The organism is Allobosea sp. 05T439, from assembly GCF_056396005.1.
The window spans coordinates 13,460-31,611 of the sequence record NZ_JBFTKP010000019.1 but is presented as its reverse complement, the minus strand read 5'-3'; the positions used below and the strand labels follow the sequence as shown (position 1 = coordinate 31,611).

Annotated in this window: 18 protein-coding genes and 1 tRNA gene; 11 read left to right on the top strand and 8 right to left on the bottom strand. The window is 65.9% G+C overall.

Annotated features, from left to right (window positions below; genetic code table 11):
* Positions 1-3 precede the first annotated feature (3 nt).
* From AC1DIO_RS21220 to AC1DIO_RS21205, 4 genes are read left to right on the top strand one after another with little or no spacing between them, the layout of a single operon-like run.
* Positions 4-489, top strand: coding sequence for an SAM-dependent methyltransferase (locus AC1DIO_RS21220; RefSeq protein WP_441507424.1), 486 nt, complete (start codon positions 4-6; stop codon positions 487-489).
* A complete protein-coding gene (locus AC1DIO_RS21215; RefSeq protein ID WP_476854039.1) occupies positions 476-1,510 on the top strand; it encodes an iron ABC transporter substrate-binding protein in 1,035 nt (344 codons plus the stop codon). The genes AC1DIO_RS21220 and AC1DIO_RS21215 overlap by 14 nt, the downstream gene beginning before the upstream one ends.
* 4 nt (positions 1,511-1,514) lie before the next feature.
* Positions 1,515-2,528, top strand: a complete 1,014-nt coding sequence (locus tag AC1DIO_RS21210; RefSeq protein WP_441507422.1) for a FecCD family ABC transporter permease — start codon at positions 1,515-1,517, stop codon at positions 2,526-2,528.
* Positions 2,525-3,292, top strand: a complete 768-nt coding sequence (locus tag AC1DIO_RS21205) for an ABC transporter ATP-binding protein (protein ID WP_441492743.1) — start codon at positions 2,525-2,527, stop codon at positions 3,290-3,292. The genes AC1DIO_RS21210 and AC1DIO_RS21205 overlap by 4 nt, the downstream gene beginning before the upstream one ends.
* A gap of 85 nt (positions 3,293-3,377) precedes the next feature.
* Here the strand turns inward: AC1DIO_RS21205 and AC1DIO_RS21200 are convergent, their stop codons facing one another.
* Complete coding sequence (locus tag AC1DIO_RS21200) at positions 3,378-3,860, bottom strand: Lrp/AsnC family transcriptional regulator (protein WP_043242082.1); 483 nt, start codon at positions 3,858-3,860, stop codon at positions 3,378-3,380.
* 124 nt (positions 3,861-3,984) lie between these two features.
* On the opposite strand from AC1DIO_RS21200, the gene AC1DIO_RS21195 reads away from it, so the two are divergent.
* Complete coding sequence (locus tag AC1DIO_RS21195) at positions 3,985-6,378, top strand: transketolase-like TK C-terminal-containing protein (RefSeq protein ID WP_441507421.1); 2,394 nt, start codon at positions 3,985-3,987, stop codon at positions 6,376-6,378.
* 56 nt (positions 6,379-6,434) lie between these two features.
* Here AC1DIO_RS21195 and AC1DIO_RS21190 read toward each other — a convergent pair whose 3' ends face one another.
* The 4 genes from AC1DIO_RS21190 to AC1DIO_RS21175 form a co-directional block, all read right to left on the bottom strand.
* On the bottom strand, positions 6,435-7,841 hold the full coding sequence (locus AC1DIO_RS21190; RefSeq protein WP_441507420.1) for an MFS transporter: 1,407 nt from the start codon (positions 7,839-7,841) through the stop codon (positions 6,435-6,437).
* Positions 7,838-8,509 carry an LON peptidase substrate-binding domain-containing protein gene (locus AC1DIO_RS21185; protein ID WP_476854038.1) on the bottom strand — a complete coding sequence of 224 codons (672 nt, stop codon included), beginning with the start codon at positions 8,507-8,509 and terminating at the stop codon, positions 7,838-7,840. The genes AC1DIO_RS21190 and AC1DIO_RS21185 overlap by 4 nt, the downstream gene beginning before the upstream one ends.
* Positions 8,510-8,539: 30 nt before the next feature.
* Entirely contained in the window at positions 8,540-9,439 is a 900-nt protein-coding gene (gene trxA, locus AC1DIO_RS21180; protein WP_069878703.1) for a thioredoxin, read from the bottom strand.
* A gap of 115 nt (positions 9,440-9,554) precedes the next feature.
* Positions 9,555-10,079, bottom strand: a complete 525-nt coding sequence (locus AC1DIO_RS21175; protein WP_476854037.1) for a prolyl-tRNA synthetase associated domain-containing protein — start codon at positions 10,077-10,079, stop codon at positions 9,555-9,557.
* 194 nt (positions 10,080-10,273) lie between these two features.
* On the opposite strand from AC1DIO_RS21175, the gene AC1DIO_RS21170 reads away from it, so the two are divergent.
* Positions 10,274-10,348: transfer RNA gene (locus AC1DIO_RS21170), tRNA-Gly, on the top strand.
* 488 nt (positions 10,349-10,836) lie between these two features.
* Here the strand turns inward: AC1DIO_RS21170 and AC1DIO_RS21165 are convergent.
* From AC1DIO_RS21165 to AC1DIO_RS21155, 3 genes are read right to left on the bottom strand one after another with little or no spacing between them, the layout of a single operon-like run.
* A complete protein-coding gene (locus tag AC1DIO_RS21165) occupies positions 10,837-12,111 on the bottom strand; it encodes an acetoin dehydrogenase dihydrolipoyllysine-residue acetyltransferase subunit (RefSeq protein WP_441507418.1) in 1,275 nt (424 codons plus the stop codon).
* A gap of 13 nt (positions 12,112-12,124) precedes the next feature.
* A complete protein-coding gene (locus AC1DIO_RS21160; protein WP_476854036.1) occupies positions 12,125-13,099 on the bottom strand; it encodes an alpha-ketoacid dehydrogenase subunit beta in 975 nt (324 codons plus the stop codon).
* A complete protein-coding gene (locus AC1DIO_RS21155) occupies positions 13,099-14,085 on the bottom strand; it encodes a thiamine pyrophosphate-dependent dehydrogenase E1 component subunit alpha (RefSeq protein WP_441507416.1) in 987 nt (328 codons plus the stop codon). The genes AC1DIO_RS21160 and AC1DIO_RS21155 overlap by 1 nt, the downstream gene beginning before the upstream one ends.
* 275 nt (positions 14,086-14,360) lie before the next feature.
* On the opposite strand from AC1DIO_RS21155, the gene AC1DIO_RS21150 reads away from it, so the two are divergent.
* From AC1DIO_RS21150 to AC1DIO_RS21130, 5 genes are read left to right on the top strand one after another with little or no spacing between them, the layout of a single operon-like run.
* Positions 14,361-14,684 (top strand): NIPSNAP family protein, encoded by a 324-nt coding sequence (locus AC1DIO_RS21150; protein ID WP_441507415.1) that lies wholly within the window; start codon positions 14,361-14,363, stop codon positions 14,682-14,684.
* Positions 14,685-14,722: 38 nt separating this feature from the next.
* Positions 14,723-15,607, top strand: a complete 885-nt coding sequence (locus AC1DIO_RS21145; protein ID WP_441492752.1) for a hypothetical protein — start codon at positions 14,723-14,725, stop codon at positions 15,605-15,607.
* Complete coding sequence (locus tag AC1DIO_RS21140) at positions 15,604-16,404, top strand: alpha/beta fold hydrolase (RefSeq protein WP_441507414.1); 801 nt, start codon at positions 15,604-15,606, stop codon at positions 16,402-16,404. The genes AC1DIO_RS21145 and AC1DIO_RS21140 overlap by 4 nt, the downstream gene beginning before the upstream one ends.
* A 28-nt stretch (positions 16,405-16,432) precedes the next feature.
* Positions 16,433-17,368, top strand: coding sequence for a 3-hydroxyacyl-CoA dehydrogenase family protein (locus AC1DIO_RS21135; protein WP_441507413.1), 936 nt, complete (start codon positions 16,433-16,435; stop codon positions 17,366-17,368).
* A gap of 26 nt (positions 17,369-17,394) precedes the next feature.
* Positions 17,395-18,147, top strand: a complete 753-nt coding sequence (locus tag AC1DIO_RS21130; protein ID WP_441507412.1) for an SDR family oxidoreductase — start codon at positions 17,395-17,397, stop codon at positions 18,145-18,147.
* The last annotated feature ends 5 nt before the right edge of the window (positions 18,148-18,152 follow it).

Below are 18,152 nucleotides of genomic sequence, written 5' to 3'. Positions count from 1 at the left end.
GCAATGGATTGGCAGGCGACGCGGCGGGGCGAGACCATCGCTGCCTTGCCCGATCGGCAGGATGCGCATCTCGTCTTCATCGGCCGCCTGCGCACGCCCTTCGCCTCACGCGATCAATGCCCGCGTCGTGGAGACCCGGAATCAGGGCCCATCTGCCATGTCGAGGTCGATGCGACCTGGTGGCCGGCGCTGGCCGGCGTCGAAGCCTGCGCATATCTCGACCTGCTGTACTGGATGAACCTGGCCCGAAGGGATCTGCTGACCCAGAGCCCGAAATCCAGCGGCCAGATCCTCGGCACTTTTGCACTGCGCTCGCCGGTCCGGCCCAATCCGATCGCCCTGTCGCGGGTCAGGCTCATTGGGGTGGAGGAGGGCGCGCTGCGGGTGCGCGGGCTCGACTGCGTCGACGGCACTCCGCTTCTCGACATCAAACCGAACCGCTGCCCGCAAGCGGGCGCCGGCACGGAGCATGATCATGCGCGGACCTGACCGTCGAACCGTTCTGGGCGGCCTTGCCGCGACGCTCGCCGCGCCGCGCATTGCGCGTGCTGCAACCGTGCGCGATGGCGCCGGGCGTGAAATCGCCATTCCGGTCCGGGTCGAACGCGCCTTTCCGGCGGGGCCACCTGCTGCGATCACGCTCTATACGCTTGCGCCCGATCTGCTGCTCGGCTGGCCGCGCGCCAATCGCGCGGAGGAGCGCGAATTCCTGCTGCCTGGAATTGGCGACAGGCCGGAAGTCGGTCGCATCACCGGGCGCGGCAACAGCGCCAATCTCGAAGCGGTGCTCGGCCTCAAGCCGGACCTGATCGTCGATGCCGGTTCGACGGGCAGAACCTATGTCGAGCTGGCAATGCGGGTGCAGGAACAGACCGGCATTCCCTATGCGCTGCTGGATGGTCGCTTCGAGCAGATTCCGGCGAGCTATCGCATCCTCGGCCAATTGGCCGGGCGCGGCGAACGCGCCGAGACGCTGGCGCGCTGGTGCGAGACCGCAATGGCGACGATCAAGGGGCGTATCGCCACGATTCCCGGGGAGAAGCGTCCCTCGGTCTATTACGCGCGCGGCCCACGCGGGCTCGAGACGGGGCTCGGCGGCTCGATCAATGTCGAGACGCTCTCCTTCCTCGGCGCGCGCAATGTCGCGGCAGAGACCCCGGGCAGCGGGCTTGCGAATGTCTCGCTCGAACAGATCCTGTCCTGGGATCCGGAGGTGATCGTCACCATCGATCCGGCCTTCGCCGATGGCGTCGCCAGCGATCCTGCCTGGGCGAATGTCCGGGCGGTGCGCGATCGCCGCGTGCATCTCTCCCCTAAGCTGCCTTTCGGCTGGGTCGATTTCCCGCCTTCGGTCAACCGGATGATCGGGCTGTGGTGGCTGGCGAAGCTGCTCTATCCCGCCCAGTTCCCCGAGGATATCCGCCCGCTCGCCMGCGAATTCCACACGCTATTCTATCAGGTGACGCCGACCGACGCGCAACTCGACCGTGTCCTGGCTGGGCGAGGCTAGCCCCTTGTCGCCATCCTTCGCGCGCGGAACCCTGTTCGCCTTCGGTTTGCTCGCGCTCGGCGTCGTGCTTGCCTTCGCGCTGGGACGCTTCCCGGTCGGGCCCGGTGATCTGCTGCGCATCCTCTGGGCGGGGGTGAGCGGTCAGCCGTCGGGCCTGCCGCCGCAGCTGGAAACGGTGATCTGGAATATCCGCGGCCCGCGCGTGATTGCGGCCATGCTCTGCGGGGCGGCGCTCGCGATCGCCGGCACGGCCTTCCAGGGGCTGTTCCGCAACCCGCTGGTCTCGCCCGATATCCTCGGCGCTTCGTCTGGCGCGGCGCTCGGCGCGGTGGTCGGCATCTATTTCTCGCTCGGCATCGTCGGCATCCAGCTCGGAGCCTTCATCGGCGGATTGATCGCGGTCGGCGCCGTCTATGTCGTCGGCTCGACCATCCGGCGCGGCGACCCGGTGCTGGCGCTCGTCCTGACCGGCGTGGTCATCGGCTCGCTGCTTGGCGCCGGAATCGGCCTCGTGAAATACTGGGCCGATCCTTATAATCAGCTCCCGGCCATGACCTTCTGGCTGCTGGGCAGCCTTGCCGGGACCGCCAAGCCCGATCTCCTGCCGCTGCTCGGCCCGGTCGCCCTCGGCTCGGTGGTTCTGATCGCCCTGCGCTGGCGCATGAACGTGATGTCGCTGCCGGAGGAGGAGGCGCGGGCGCTCGGATTGAACACCGGCCCGTTGCGCCTTGCCATCGTCGCGGCCGCGACGCTGGTCACGGCGGCGAGCGTTGCGGCGGCGGGGATCATCGGCTGGGTCGGCCTCGTCGTGCCGCATCTCGCGCGGTTTCTCGTCGGGCCCGACTTCGGCAAGCTCGTGCCGACCGCCGCGATCCTCGGCGGCGGCTACCTCTTGATCATCGACACGCTGGCGCGAACGATCGGCCCGGTCGAGACGCCGCTCGGCATCCTCACCGCGGTGATCGGCACGCCCTTCTTCATCTGGCTGCTTGCGTCGGCGCGTGGAGGCTGGTCGTGAGCCTCAGTGCCGTCGATCTCGCCTATGGCTATCCAGAGCGCCAGATCGGCCGGGCGATCACGCTGGCCCTGCGGGCGGGTGAGGTGCTTGCCCTGCTCGGGCCGAATGGCAGCGGCAAGACGACCCTGCTGAAAACCCTGCTCGGCCTTCTGCCGCCACATGCCGGCGGGCTCACCCTTGACGAGCAGCCGCTTGCTGGCCTGACGGTCTCAGAGCGGGCGCGAGCGCTGGGATACGTGCCGCAAGCACATGCCGGAACCTTCGCCTTCTCGGTCTTCGCTGTCGTCCTGATGGGGCGTACCGCTCATGGCGCGCTGTTCGCCGCCCCCTCGCGGCATGATCGCGAGGTGGCGATGGCGATGCTGGAGCGCCTCGGTATCGCGGGGTTGGCCGAGCGCCCTTACACGCAGATCTCGGGCGGCGAGCGCCAGCTCGTGCTGGTCGCCCGCGCGCTGGCGCAGGAACCACGCTACGTCATCCTCGACGAGCCGACCGCAAGCCTCGATTTCGGCAACCAGGGCAAGGTGATGGCGCAGATCAGGCGCCTCGCGGCCGAAGGACTGGGCGTGCTCTTCACCACGCACGACCCCAATCAGGCGCTGCGGCATGCCGACCGCGTCATGATGATTCGCGAGGGGCGGATGCTGGCGAGCGGGATCGCGCAGGACTTGCTGACGCCGGTGCGCCTGATGGAGCTCTACGGCGTCGGGATCGAGACGGTGCGGGACGACGCGGGCCGCGTCGCGTTCCTGCCGGGCGAATAGAGCTGTCCGAGCGTGGCCTCGGGGGCCGCCAGAAGGCATCCAGAAGGATATGATCGAGCGTCGGCGTGGCCGGTCGCTGGCCTGGCTATCCCCGCCCCAGCTCAACCGGCACCGAGAAGGAGCGCTTGACCTGCCCGAGCGCGAAGCTCGATTCGATCGAGGCGACATTGTCGAGCCGGGTCAGCTTGTCCTTCAGGAACCGTTCGTAGGCGGCGAGGTCGCTGACGATGATGCGGAGCAGATAGTCGCGCGGGCCGGTCATCAGGTAGCAGTCGGCCACTTCCGGCCAGCGTGTCACCGCCGCAGCGAAGCGGTCGAGTTCCTCCTCGCGCTGGCGCTCCAGCTTGATCGAGGCGAAGACCGAGACCGGGAGGCCGAGCTTGTCCTGGTTCACGACCGCGACATAACCCTCGATGATGCCCGCCTCCTCCAGCAGGCGAACCCGCCTTGCGCAGGGTGAGGGCGAAAGCCCGACTTTTTCGGCCAGGTCCTGATTGCTCATGCGTCCATCGGCCTGGAGAGCCTGGACGATACGCCGGTCGATATCGTCGAGTTTATAGTCTGGCATCTTGTCTCGCTTTCGTTCGCAGGATTAGCGGAAAGCGCTAAGATGGAAAGCATCGTCGGCGATCTTTGGCAAAAATCGCTGCCGGAAGCGTGCATGATGGCTTTGCCGTATCGAGAGAAGCCAAATGACCGATCCCCGTCTGCCGATTCTCGCCGAACTCGAGAAGAAGATTCTCTGGCTCGCCTCCTGGACGATCCATAACGCCAACCACCTTCGCGATAACGGCGATGGGATGAAGGTGGGCGGGCATCAGGCTTCGTCCGCGTCGCTGGCGACGATCATGACGGCGCTCTACATGGCGGCCCTGAAGCCGCAGGACCGGGTCGCGGTGAAGCCGCATGCCTCGCCGGTCTTCCATGCCATCAACTATCTGATGGGCCTGCAGACCCGCGAGAAGCTGGAGAATTTTCGCGGATACAAGGGCGCCCAGAGCTATCCCTCGCGCACCAAGGATATCGACGATGTCGATTTCTCGACCGGCTCGGTCGGCCTCGGCGTCGCGCAGACGCTCTTCTCCTCGCTGACCCAGGATTATGTGAAGGCCCATGGCTGGGGCGCAAGCCGGCCGGATGGGCGCATGGTGTCGCTGATCGGCGATGCCGAGCTCGACGAGGGCAATATTTTCGAAGCCCTGATGGAGGGCTGGAAGCACGGCGTCCGCAACACCTGGTGGGTGATCGACTATAACCGCCAGTCCCTGGACGCGGTGATCCGCGAGGGGCTCTACGACCGCTTCGAGACGATGTTCCGCAATTTCGGCTGGGATGTCGTGACGCTGAAATATGGCTCGCTGCAGCAGGCCGCCTTCAAGGAGAAGGGTGGCGAGCGGCTGAAGGCCTGGATCGATTCCTGCCCGAACCAGCTCTACTCGGCCCTGACCTTCCAGGGCGGCGCTGCCTGGCGCAAGCGCCTTATGGATGATCTCGGCGATCAAGGGCCTGTGACGACGCTGATCGAGAGCCGCTCCGACGCCGAGCTGTCGAAGCTGATGTGCAATCTCGGTGGCCACGATCTGCCCTCGCTGCTMGAAGCTTTCGAGGGCATCGATCACGACCGGCCGGTCTGTTTCCTCGCCTATACCGTGAAGGGCTTTGGCCTGCCGCTTGCTGGGCACAAGGACAATCACGCCGGGCTGATGACCAAGGAGCAGATGGACGGCTTCAAGAAAGCCAACACGATCCGCCCCGGCCATGAGTGGGACCTGTTTGAAGGGCTGTCGCTGCCCGAAGCCGCGCTCCGCAGCTATCTCGACAAGGTGCCCTTCTTCTCCGAGGGGCGCCGTCGCTTCTCGGCACCGTCGCTGCCTGTGCCCGCGAAACTCGAGGCCGGCATCCAGGCGACGATGTCGACGCAAATGGGCTTCGGCAAGGTGCTGGACGAGCTGGCGAAGCTCGGCGGCCCCCTGGCCGACCGCATCGTCACCACCGCGCCGGACGTCACCGTCTCGACCAATCTCGGGCCATGGGTGAACCGGCGCGGCCTGTTCGCCCGGGCCTCGATGGCCGATACCTTCAAGGACGAGCGCATTCCCTCGATGCAGAAATGGGAATTCTCGCCGAAGGGCCAGCATATCGAGCTCGGCATCGCCGAGATGAACCTCTTCATCAATCTTTCGGCGCTTGGCCTCTCGCATTCGATCTTCGGCGAGCGGCTGATCCCGATCGGCACGCTCTACGACCCCTTCATCTCGCGCGGGCTCGATGCGCTGAACTATGCCTGCTACCAGGATGCGCGCTTCATGGTGGTCGCGACGCCGTCTGGTGTGACGCTGGCGCCGGAGGGTGGCGCACATCAGTCGATCGCGACACCTCTGATCGGCATGAGCCAGGACGGGCTCTGCGCCTTCGAGCCGGCCTTCGTCGACGAACTCGCCGTGATGATGCGCTGGTCCTTCGAATACCTGCAGAAGGATGGCGAGGGCGATCCCGACGAGCGTACCTGGCTGCGCGATGAGACCGGCGGCTCCGTCTATCTCAGGCTCTCGACGCGGCAGGTCGAGCAGCCGAAACGGGCAATGACGGCCGATCTCGAGCGCGACATCATCGATGGTGCCTATTGGCTCAGGAAGCCCGGCCCGAACGCCTCCGTCGTCATCGCCTATACCGGCGCGGTTGCGCCTGAGGCGATCGAGGCTGTGGGGCTGCTCGGCGAAGACCGGCGCGATGTCGGCCTGCTCGCCATCACCTCGGCAGATCGGCTCAATGCCGGCTGGCAGGCGGCCGAGCGGGCGCGACAGCGCGGCAATCATGGCGCGACCAGTCATATCGAGCGGTTGCTCGGCGAACTTTCACGCGATTGCGGTATCGTGTCGGTGCTCGACGGACATCCTGCGACACTGGCCTGGCTCGGCAGCGTGCACGGCCACAAGCAGAAGGCCCTTGGCGTCGAGCATTTCGGCCAGACCGGCACCGTCGCCGACCTTTATCGGCATTTCGGCATCGACGCGAACGCGATCGTGCATGCGGCGCAGGCCGCGGCGCCAGGCCGGCCGGTGCGCTATCTGAAGGCGCTGCCGTAGGCGGGGGGGTATCAGTCCTTGCAAGGCAAGGCGCGGTGGCGAAAGGCCCCCGCGCTCTACTTCGCCAGCCCTTGTTTCACATTGACGCCTGCGAGCAGCGCGCCGCCCACAAGGAAGAACGCGATCAGCACCGCCAGCCCCGCCTGCTGACTGGCAAAGACGGTGGTCGCCAGCGCCACGAAGGTCGGGCCCATGAACGAGGTCACCTTGCCCGACAGCGCGAAGAGGCCGAAGAACTCGCCATGCCGGCCCGCCGGTGCGAGACGGGCCATCAGGCTGCGCGAAGAGGCCTGGAGCGGACCGGCGACCAGGCCGATCAGCAGACCAAGAGCGAGATAGATCCGCTCGGGCACCGAGGCGAACAGCCCGTCGCCTGGTGCCGGAGGCGTAGCCGGCAGCACGAAGAAGATGCGGTCGGGCCCGAGCGAGAGGATGCCGAGGCAGGCGAAGAGCAGGCAGGCGATGGCGCCCAAGACCACGGGCTTGCCGCCGATGCGGTCATCGAGCTTGCCGCCGAACCAGGCGCCGAGCGTGCCGGTGATGGTGAGCATGATCCCGAAGATGCCGAGTTCGATGGTCTGCCAGCCGAAGACGCCGGCCGCGTAGATGCCTCCGAAGGCGAAGAGCGCCACAAGCCCGTCCTGATAGATCATGTTGGCGAGCAGAAAGCGCCCAAGTGCAGGCAGGCGCGGCAGTTCGGCGATGGTCGCCTTCAGCCGCGAGAGACCGCCCTGCGCCGCTTCCCTGAGGCGCATGCCGGTTCCCGGTGAGTCCGGTGTCAGCAGGAACATCGGTGTGACGAAGATGACGAACCAGAGCGCAGTGAGCGGCCCCGAGGCGCGGTCACCCTCGCGCGCTGCTGCGTCGAGGCCGAGAATCGGCACGAGGCCTGCCAGCGTCTTGCCGGTGAGCGGATCTGCGGCGAGCAGCGCCAGCGTGATTGCAAGCGAGATCAGACCGCCGAGATAGCCGATGGCCCAGCCCGTGCCGGAGAGCCATCCGAGCCGTTCCGGCGGCACGAGCCGCGTCATCATCGCATTGTTGAAGATGGTGGCGAATTCGGCACCGATCGTGGCGATGATGAAGCCCGCGAGCGCGATCGGAACCGCGGCGGGCGAGCCGGGCCTTGCAAACCAGAGCAGGGCCGAGCCGATGACGAGCAGCGCGCCGAAGGCCGCTATCCAGGGCTTGCGCGGGCCCGTGCGGTCAGCGATGCCGCCGAGCAGGGGAGAGAGCAGGGCGATGCAGAGACCCGCGAAACCCGTGGCATAGCCCCAGAGCGCCTGTCCCTCTGCCGCGTCCGCCGCAAGGGCGGAGGCGAAAAAGGGCGCGAAGACGAAGGTGGTGACCAGCGTGAAGAATGGCTGTGCCGCCCAGTCGAAGAACAGCCAGGCCGTGACGGCCCGGCGTGGCGGATACGTGACGGGCGCGAGTGCCGCCGCAGGCGCGTGGGAAAGGTTCACTGCAGGGTCGTCTCTGGGTCGCCGCCACCGCGCGCCAGCTCGATCTCGGTGATCGCGACCAGGACGTCGGCGCGGTTCTTCAGGCTGGAGGCCTCGAGCAGCGCCTGTTTCTCGCGCGGACCGAAGGGGCACATCATCGAGAGCGCGTTGACCAGCGCCTCGTTGGGTGCTTCGTTGATGCCCTTCCAATCGATCTTGAGGTCATTGGCCTTGGCGAAGGACCGAAGCGCCTTGAGCAGGCTGTTGCGGTCGACCTCGTCCTCCCCCGCACGCGCGGTGAAATCGATGGCGAAGTCGTCATAGCTGACACGGCACTGGCGATAGGCCGTCGTCACCGAGAGCTCCTCGACAATGCGGAAGCGCGCGATGCCGGTGAGCGTCAGGATATAGCGATCATCGCCAGTCTCGGCGAACTGCGTGATCCGGCCGAGGCAGCCTACCTGCAACAGGCCGGGCGTGTCGGCCTGGCGGCCGCTTTCCGGCTCGGGCTGGATCATGCCGATGGTGCGGTGGTCCCGCAGCGCATCGTCGATCATGGCGATATAGCGCGGCTCGAAGATGTTGAGGGGCATCTGCCCGCGCGGCAGGAGGAGCGCACCGGCCAGCGGGAAGACCGGGAGCACCAGCGGGCAGTCCTGGGCTCCGTTATAGACGGCATTCATGCCCATGGGCGTGTCGCTCCCTTCCATCGCGGCACCTTATGAAAACAGCAGCGTCGAAAGCTTGCGCCGACCTGCAACGCTGGCGTCGTCCATGTGACCCCAGGCCTCGAAGAACTGCAGCAGCTGCTTGCGCGCGCCGTCGTCGTTCCAGGTCCGGTCAGCCTTGATGATGGCAACCAGCTGGTCGACGGCTTCTTCGCGCTTGTCATGGGCATTCAGCGCCAGCGCCAGATCGAAGCGGGCCTGATGATCCCCGGGGTTGGCCGCAACCTTCGCTTCGAGTTCGGCCGTATCGCCGAGCGAAGCGGCCTGCTCGGCGAGTTCGATCGCGGCACGCACGGCAGCCAGCGCCGGATCGGACGCCTTGGCTTCGGGAGCGGTGGCCAGGATGCCCTTGGCGCCGTCGAGATCACCCATGTCGAGATGCAGGCGCGCCAGTCCGGCGAGCGCTGGGACATTGTCGGGCTCGAGCGCCAGCACATTGGCATAGAGTTCGCCCGCGCCGGCCGCATCGCCGGCCTCGAGCGCCTCCTGCGCGGCGGCGACCAGCTCTTCGGTCGCGCCCGGGCCCATCGGTCCAACGAGCTTCTCGATGAAAGCCTTGATCTGGCTTTCCGGCTGGGCGCCCATGAAACCGTCGATCGGCTGGCCGCGCTGGAAGGCGATGACGGCCGGGATCGACTGGATGCCGAGCTGGCCCGGGATCTGCGGGTGCTCGTCGATGTTCATCTTGACGAGCTTGACCTTGCCACCGGCAGCCTTGATCACCTTCTCGATGACCGGGGTCAGCTGTTTGCAGGGGCCGCACCACGGGGCCCAGAAATCGACCAGAACCGGCTGGTTCATCGATTCGGCGACGACATCCTGCCGGAAGCCCTGTGTCGTCGTATCCTTGATCAGGCCGGGTTGCTCGGCCGCATCGCTGTTGAGCAGCATGGGTCTTCCTTCATCTCGTCAACAAGATCGACCGCGGCCACGCTGGGCCGATCACGGTCGGGCATACGAAAACGGGCGCATGACCATAGGCCGCGCGCCACATAGATGGGGAGGTTCAGTCGTTCTGTCCATCGACCGGTGCTGGCAAATCGACGATCAGCGGCTCATGTCCGGTGCTGCGCAGGAAGCCCAGCATGTCGTMGCGTGCGATGCGCAGCGTCGCGGTGTTGATCAACGGATGGAAATTCATCGCCTCGCCGCTCATCAGATTGGCGTCGAGCACCATCGTCACATCACCGGCGCGATCATTGATCACGGCAAAGGCGGTGACCGAACCGGGCGTCACGCCGAGCTTCTCCTCCAACAGTTCGGCCGAGCCGAAGGAAAGCCGACCGCTGGCTCCCAGCGTCTGATGCAGCCGCTTCAGATCGATTCGTGTGCTCTCCAGGGCCGAGACCAGGAAAAGCCGGCCCTTCTTGTCCTTGAGAAACAAGTTCTTGGTGTGGTGCCCATCGATCGTGCCGCGCAGAGACTTCGATTCGGCGACGGTGAAGACCGCCTCATGATCGAGCCTGTGGAAAGGAATACCCTGCGTGGCCAGATGGGAGCAGAGCTCGTCGGGTGTCAGTGGCGAGGTCATCGTAACTCGTCGGAAACAAAGAGTTCTTGGCGTTGCCTAGCCCGCCGGACGGCATCACCGCAAGGGCGCCGTTCCGGCGCCGGCGGGGCGCCAATCAGGGCATCGGCGAAAAACTTTGCAACAAGGCGCTTGCGCTTCGCAGCGCTTTGGGCAATAAGCCCGCCACGCGCCGCTTGGCGCGCCAATGTCCGGATGCGGGTGTAGCTCAGGGGTAGAGCACAACCTTGCCAAGGTTGGGGTCGAGGGTTCGAATCCCTTCGCCCGCTCCAGACATTCTTCCCAACCAAGACTGTCGCAGGCGCCGGGTTTCCCGGCGCTTTTTGCGTTTTGAGGTCGAGGCGATCGCTTGAAGGGGGGCCACAGGCGCTCAGACGTCCGTGGTGCCGGAGCTCACCCGCTTGCGCAGACGATTCGCGGTTTGGGCGTTCACGCTGGGCCCCTCGCACTCGGTGCCGGTGTCGAGGCCAGCGTCCCGCGCGGAATTCCTGACGACGCTGATCATTATCCTGATCGGAAACGCGCGCCGATGGGCCCTTGGGAGCCGGAGAGCCGGTTCCGGCATGCCGTGCTCTCGTGCGCAAACCAGGCCACCGCCTTCGACAGGATATCGCCGCCCGACGCAGCCGGTGGTCCTCGCGCCGCGGACGGATCGGTTCCTTACGTTCCGCGCTGGTTGTGCCGTCGTCCCGATCAGCCTGGTCGACCGCGAAACGCGGCCGGCGATGGTTCGCTTCCGGCCGTCGGGCGCCCGGCAGGCTTATTGCCCCGCCTGCAGATTCGCACTCCTGGCCGTTTGCACGATGAGACGCGAGATGAGCTCGGGGGCTTCGACATGCGGCATGTGTCCGATGTCGGCGAGCACGTGAAGAGCGACGAAGCCCGGAAGACCTCTGCTATGGGAGACCGGAATGATGCGGTCGGCTTTGCCCCATATCACGCGGGTCGGGATGTGAAGCGACGCGATTGCATTCCCGATCTGAATCGTCTGGGTCGCGTCTGGAAACAGGCGGGCTGCGAGTTCCCGTTGCGGCGCGTCCACGCCGCGCCGCAACCTTTCCCGCAAAACCGCTTCGGCATAGCCTTGGGGAAGCAAGGCGGGATCGGCGACCAGTTGTTCCAGCCAAGGCAGCAGGCTGGCTGCCGAGCGGGCCCTTAAGAAACCCTCCAGAAATTCACCATCGATGTCCGGACCGAGGCCGGCTGGCGCAATCAGGGTCAAGGATCGTGCACGAATCGCCGAATTCGCGGCGATGGCGGCTGCGACAGCGCCACCCAGGGAATGCCCGACGATGTGGCATTCCGTCAGCCCGGTGTCCTCGAGATAGGCGAGCGTTGCATCCACCAACGCGTTCAGGCTCGGGCTGCCCGCCGCCGCAGTGCGGCCGTGGCCGGGCAGATCGGGAGCGAATGACGCGATGGTGGGGTCGAGATATGCGCGGACGTTGTTCCAGGCGCCCGAATTGGCCCCAAAGCCATGAATGAAGACTATCGGAGGGAGCCCGCCCTTGTGCCGGGCAACAGGGCTCCCCTGCCGAGGCGCGGAACCGACTTGTACTGGCTCGGGCCGTTGCTCGGCCAAGATCCGCTCGATATCGCGGCTCTTGATTCGACCTCCCGGACCCGTGCCAACCATCGCCGTCGTGTCCAGCCCCGCCTGCCTGGCAAGGCGGCGAGCCAGTGGGGAAATCGGGGTTCGATCCCTGGACAGGCTGATTGATGCGGACCGGGTAGGCTCCGGGGTGGCAATCGCAACGGTTGGCTCGGGCATGTCGGCTTCGCCGATCGCATCCCCGTCATTGCCGATATGGCCCAGCACGCTGCCGACGCCGACCTCGGCCCCTGCCGCAGCGACGATTGCGACGAGCATGCCGTCGCGCTCCGCCTCGATTTCAGTCGCTGCTTTCGCAGTCTCGACGACGACGACGACATCGCCTTGCTTCACCCTGTCGCCCACGGCAACCGCCCAGGACACCACGGTTGCGCTTTCCATGTATTCGCCGGCGCCGCCGGTGAGCCTGATCTCGCTCGTCATGACTGGCCTCCGCTCATGCCACTGCCCGCCGCGCTGCTGCCGCGATCTTGGCCGCATCCGGCAGCACGGCGTTTTCGAGCGGCTCGCTGTAGGGGATCGGAATATCGTGGGTCGCAACGCGTTCGACGGGAGCGTCGAGCTCGTCGAATGCCGTTTCCATGATGGTGGCGCTCAGCTCCGCGCCATAGCCGCAGAAGCGCCAGCCTTCATTGACCACTACGGCGTGATGGGTTTTGGCGATCGAGGCCCGGATGGTGTCGCGGTCGAGCGGGCGCAGGCTGCGCAGGTCGATCACCTCGGCGGAAATTCCTTCGCCGGCGAGGAGTTCGGCCGCCTTCAGCGATTCGACTACCATGCGCGAGGAGGCGATGATCGAGACGTTGCTGCCTTCCCGCGCGATGCGGGCCTTGCCGATCTCGACCAGATGATCGCCGTCCGGCACCTCGTCGCGGCTGTTGTAGAGGAGCTTATGCTCAAGGAAGATCACCGGGTGATCGTCGCGGATCGCAGCCTTCAGGAGGCCCTTGGCGTCGGMGGCAGTCGCCGGTGCGACCACTTTCAGGCCGGGAATATGGGCGACGAGCGCGTCCAGGCTCTTGGAATGCTGTGCCCCGGCACCAGCCCCGCCGCCGCCCTGGGTGCGGAGCACGAACGGCATGGTGACCTGACCGTTCCAGATATAGTTGTAGATCGATGCCTGGTTCATGAGCGCGTCGATGCTCAGGGGCAAGAAATCCGCATACATGATTTCGAGCACGGGTCTCGTGCCGGCCATCGCGGCAGTGACGGCCATGGCGGTCAGCGTCTGCTCGGAGATCGGTGTGTCGCGAACACGCTCGGGGCCAAATTCCGCGAGCAGGTCCTTCGTCACCTTGAAGACGCCGCCATAGACCGCGATGTCCTCGCCGAAGAGCCAGACATTGGGATCGCGCTGCATTTCCTCGCGCAGGGCGGCACGCAGGGCTTCGGCATAACGCATCATTGCCATCACACGGCTCCAGCGTAGTAGGGGGCGCTCGGGGCATGGTCGACGAAGCCCGGCAACGGATCAGCCAGCGCTTGGTCGACGGCGGCATCGACGGCAGCACGTGCTTCGGCGCCGACAGCATCCAGGTGTGCCGGCGATACGCTTGCGGCCAGCGAGCGGCGGGCGAGGACGATCGGGTCGCGCTCGCGCCACGCTGCACGGTCTTCTGCGCTCTGATAGCCGCCGACATCGCTGGTCGAGAACCCGACCATCCGATAGGTCTTGGCTTCGACAAGCGAGGGGCCTTCGCCGCGCCGCGCCCGGTCGACCGCTGCGGCCACCGCCCGATAGACGGCCGTGATGTCGTTGCCGTCGACACTGTCGCCAGGCATGCCATAGCCGGCAGCGCGAACCACCAGATCCGGAACCGAGGACTGGGTCGAGTGATGCGCGGTCAGACCGTACTGGTTGTGCTCGAGCACGAAGACGACCGGCAGCTTCCACAAGGCTGCGATATTCATGGATTCATGGCAGATGCCGGTCTGTGCGGCGCCGTCTCCGAAGAGGCACATGGCGACGCGAGCGCCGCCATCGGCGCGATTGCGCATCTGGAGCGAAACCGCAAAGCCCGTGGCTGCCGGGATTCCGCCGCCGACGATAGCATTGCCCCCGAGAAGGCCGTTCGCGACATCGGCAATCAGCATATGACCGGCGCGGCCAGCGCATGTCCCGGTTGAACGGCCGAGAATCTCGGCCACGATCGGATGAAGTCCGACGCCCTTGCCGACGTAATGGGCGTGGCCGCGATGGGTGCTGGTCAGCAAATCGGAGGCATCGAGCATCGCAGTCGCGCCAATGCCAACCGCTTCCTGTCCGTCGCAGCGATGGATCGGGCCGCGGGTCTTGCCGGCCTTGTGAAGCTCACCCAGCCGTTCCTCAAGATGCCGCACCGCAATCATGCGGCGCAACATCTCGATCTGTTCGTCAATCGTGGGCGAATTCCTCATCGTCGGTGTTCTCCGCGCGGTCGAGTCGAGCGTCCTGATGCGAGACGTTCGCCGCGCGTGACCGGCGCATGCGTGGAGAAAGCCAAGCGTTTTCGGAGATCGGCTCTAGCGCATTTCCCGACAGAGCGCTATAAGTGTACGCACAATGGAATGCACTATTTGCACGGCGGCGAACGTTCGATCTCGAGAGGGCCTCGTGCCCGATCGGCTTGGACGTTTCTCTGTCCCACATGAGTTGAGCGGGCAGAGCGCTTCCGCAAACATGGAGAAGCACGATGATCTTCGACCACCGCGTCTACACGGCCCGACCAAACCGTCTTCCGGACTTCCTGCGGCTCTATGAGGATGTCGGCCTGCCGATGCAGCGCCACTATCTGGGTGAGCCCTTCGGCTTCTTCCAAACCCATATCGGCGATCTCAGCCGTGTCGTTCATCTCTGGAAATACGACAGCCTCGCCGACCGTGAAGCTCGCCGCGATGCGATGGAGGCCGATCCGGCGTGGCAAGCCTATCGCCGCCAGGTGGTCGAGGCCGATCCGCTGATGGACATGCGCAACCAGATTCTGAAGCCGGTATCGTTCTTCAACCCGAAGGCTTGACCCGGTCGGCTTGCCGGTCCACGCGGAATCCTGATTTCATGAAACTCGATTTCTTTGCCGGCAACGAGAGTTGGCGGATCGCCTGCGATACCGCGCGCGCGCCCCGCACGCTTCGGTCCCTGGCCTCCACCCTGCCGGCGCCTCTGCAACTCCACACGCCCAAGATCGCAGGCCAGCACATCTACTGGCATGCACCGTTCGTCGAGGACGCCGAGGGCGGGGTCGATGTCATGGAGGCGCCTCCCGGCGCCTTCCTGTATTGGCCGGCGCGGCAGTTCCTCGAGCTGACCTTCGCACCCCTTCAGGCCGAGACCGCCACGGTCACGCTGCTGGGCCAGATCGAAGGTGGCCTGCCCGCCTTGCAGGCGCTTGGCCTGAGCCTGCGCGAAGGACATGGAGTGAAGGCGTTCGACGGGCGGCTGGTGCTCGCCGAGGGCGCGCAGCCACAGATGACGGCGTCCCCGGCTTCGAGCTTGCCCGAGGCGCTCGTCGCGCGGCGCGAGACGCTGTGGCGGGCCAGTCCGCCGGATATCGACGGCATGCTCGCCTCGCGCGCGATCATGCACCCCTCCGGCCCGCTCTTCCTGGCCGAATCCGAGGCGCGCATCCTGCAGGAGCTGCTGTGGTGGGTCCGCAGCGGTCTCGCGAGCGAGGAGCCGCAGGTTTCGCGGAGCGTCGCCGCGCTGGCCTGCAACAAGGCCGGTACCCGCCTGCGCGACTTCTGCCATCTCGGTGAGAGCGCCGAAATCCTGTTTGCGCTCGAGGCTGCGTTCCGGCGCCCGGAGATTGCGCTGGCGGAGCTGACCGACGAGGCGATCCTGTGTGCAGGTCGTCTCGCAGCCTGGCTCGACCTGCGGATCCCGTGGTCGGCCGTCAACGGTGCCGTCCGCACGGCACTGGACGCGAGGGCCGAAGCGGCATGACCAGCGCGCTCGCTCCCCTGCAAGATGGCGGCACGCTCGCCTTCACCGAGACCGGCGCCGGCGTGCCGCTTGTCCTGATCTCAGGGCTGGGCGGGCTCGCGTCGTTCTGGAAGGATTTCGCCAGCGTCTGTGCCGGCCATTTCCGCGTGATCACTTACGATCATCGCGGCGTCGGGCGTTCGAGCCCACTGGACGGATCGACCAGCATCGCCGCGATGTGCGACGATCTCATTGGCCTGCTCGATCATCTGGGCATTGAGCAAGCGATGATCCTCGGCCACTCCACCGGCGGCGCGATCGCGCAGCGATTGGCGATAGACAATCCGCAACGTCTTTCGCGCCTCGTCCTCTCGGCGACCTTCGCGCGACCGTGCGCCTATATGGAGCGACTGTTCGCCGGCCGTATCGAGATCCTCGACCGGCTCGGCGTCGATGCCTATCGACGTCATGCCGTCACCCTGCTGAACGCGCCGTACTGGCTCGCCGAGAACGACGCCCGCGTCACTGCGGAGCTGACCGGCGGTGCGCCTGCGACCGAACGGGACGCCGCGACCATCCGCGCGCGTATCAAGGCTGTGCTGGGACATGGTGTCGACGAGTCCCTCGATACGATCGCCTGTCCGGCCAGGATCGTGGTCGCGGCCGACGACATCGTGACCCCGCCCTATCACTCCGAGCGCCTCGCGCATTCCATCCCCGGCGCCGAACTCGCCGTGCTCCCTCGTGGCGGTCACTACGCCATGCGGGCTGAGCCGGCGCTCTACCGGGACGCAGTACTCGATTTTCTGCGCGGCTGACCGGCCCGCATGACAAGGATCTGAACCGATGCAAGACATTCTGGGACGTGGACCGATCGGCGTCGTCGGCCTCGGCACGATCGGCCAGCGCTGGGCGGCGACCTTTGCCCATGCCGGCTATGACGTATCCTGCTATGATCCCGATCCCGCCCGCTGGGAGGCCTTTCAATCCCTGCGCGCAACGCTTGCCGACGACCTGCAGCGTCTTTCGCCGGCCAAGGCCGAAACGGGAGACATTCGCTTCGCKAGCGATCTCGCAACCGCGATGGCCGGTGTTCGCTTCGTCCAGGAATCGGGGCCGGAGCAACTCCCATTGAAGCAGGCACTGCTGGCGGAGATCGAACAGCATATCGCTGCGGATGTGGTGATCGCGTCCTCCTCTTCGGCCCTGCTCGTCTCGGACATGCAGTCGGCCTGTGCGCATCCCGAGCGGGTGGTCCTCGCCCACCCGTTCAATCCCGTCCACCTGATGCCGCTCGTCGAGATCGTCGGCGGGAAGGCGACCTCGCCGGAGGTCGTCGAGCAGACGCGTGCCTTCTATGAGGATCTCGGCAAGAAGCCAGCCGTGCTCCGGCGCGAGGTCACAGGCCATCTGGCCCTGCGGCTGATGGGAGCGATGTGGCGCGAGGCCATCGCACTCGTCGAAAGCGGCGTCGCGACGGCGGAGGATGTCGACCGAGCCTTCTGCTACGGCCCTGGCCCGAAATGGACCTTGCAGGGCTCGTTCATCTCGAACCACCTCAACGCCGAGGGTATCGAAACCTTCCTGACCAAATACGGCAAGACCTATCAGGACATCTGGGACGATCTCGGCGATGCCCGGCTTGATACCCCGACCGTGTCACGCGTGGCGAAAGCCGTGCGTGAGGCGATCGGTGAACGCAGCGATGACGACCTGCGCAGCCAGCGCGATGCCGGGCTGGTCGACCTGCTGCGGGTGATGTCGCAGCGTGCGGCACTCTGAACGCAGGCAATGAAGAGGACCGGATGATGCAGAGCGCCTTCCCCTATCAAACCGCCCTCGTCACGGGCGCATCGCGCGGAATCGGCGCCGCGATTTGCCGCAAGCTCGCGACCCTTGGGCTTACGGTCTACGGCGTTGCACGTAGCGAGGATGCACTCGCAACCGTCGTCGCCGAGGCCGGGGTCATCCCGGTGGTTGCCGATGTTCGCGATGTTGCGGCGATCGTCGCCGCGCTCGACGGGGCCAAGATCGACATCCTGGTCAACAATGCCGGTATGGTCGCCTCGGTGAAACCGCTCTACGAGCAGACCGCGGAGGAAATCTCCGAGACGATCGCGGTGAACTTCACTGCGCCCATGCTGCTGATGCAGTCGTTACTGGGCGGCATGGTTGAGCGTCGTCGCGGTCATGTCATCAATATCACGACGACTGCCGCACGCGGCGTGTTTGCGGGAACGTCGGCCTATGGTGGGGCCAAGGCGGGGCTCGCCCATGCCGGTCGTTCTCTGCGTTACGATCTCGCCGGCAGCAATGTCCGCGTCACCGATCTCGCTCCAGGCCGCGTCGAGACTGACATTTATCTGCAGGCCTTCGCGGGCGATCGCGCCCGCCTGCATGATTCGATGTATGGCGCCGTTCGGGCGCTGAAACCGCAGGACATCGCTGAAACGATCGCGGCCGTGCTTGCCCTGCCTGAGCATGTCGACGTCACCGAAATCGAGGTGTCGCCAACCGATCAGGCTGTGGGCGGTCATGTCTACAAGTCGCAGCCGGCCTGAAGGAG

What these genes read in the sequence shown, in the direction of transcription:
- AC1DIO_RS21220 (WP_441507424.1), top strand. Translation starts at nt 4, where the DNA reads ATGGATTGGCAGGCGACGCGGCGGGGCGAGACCATCGCTGCCTTGCCC.
- AC1DIO_RS21200 (WP_043242082.1), bottom strand. Translation starts at nt 3,860, where the DNA reads ATGCCAGACTATAAACTCGACGATATCGACCGGCGTATCGTCCAGGCT.
- AC1DIO_RS21185 (WP_476854038.1), bottom strand. Translation starts at nt 8,509, where the DNA reads ATGGGCATGAATGCCGTCTATAACGGAGCCCAGGACTGCCCGCTGGTG.
- trxA (WP_069878703.1), bottom strand. Translation starts at nt 9,439, where the DNA reads ATGCTGCTCAACAGCGATGCGGCCGAGCAACCCGGCCTGATCAAGGAT.
- AC1DIO_RS21165 (WP_441507418.1), bottom strand. Translation starts at nt 12,111, where the DNA reads ATGACGAGCGAGATCAGGCTCACCGGCGGCGCCGGCGAATACATGGAA.
- AC1DIO_RS21155 (WP_441507416.1), bottom strand. Translation starts at nt 14,085, where the DNA reads ATGAGGAATTCGCCCACGATTGACGAACAGATCGAGATGTTGCGCCGC.
- AC1DIO_RS21150 (WP_441507415.1), top strand. Translation starts at nt 14,361, where the DNA reads ATGATCTTCGACCACCGCGTCTACACGGCCCGACCAAACCGTCTTCCG.
- AC1DIO_RS21145 (WP_441492752.1), top strand. Translation starts at nt 14,723, where the DNA reads ATGAAACTCGATTTCTTTGCCGGCAACGAGAGTTGGCGGATCGCCTGC.
- AC1DIO_RS21140 (WP_441507414.1), top strand. Translation starts at nt 15,604, where the DNA reads ATGACCAGCGCGCTCGCTCCCCTGCAAGATGGCGGCACGCTCGCCTTC.
- AC1DIO_RS21130 (WP_441507412.1), top strand. Translation starts at nt 17,395, where the DNA reads ATGCAGAGCGCCTTCCCCTATCAAACCGCCCTCGTCACGGGCGCATCG.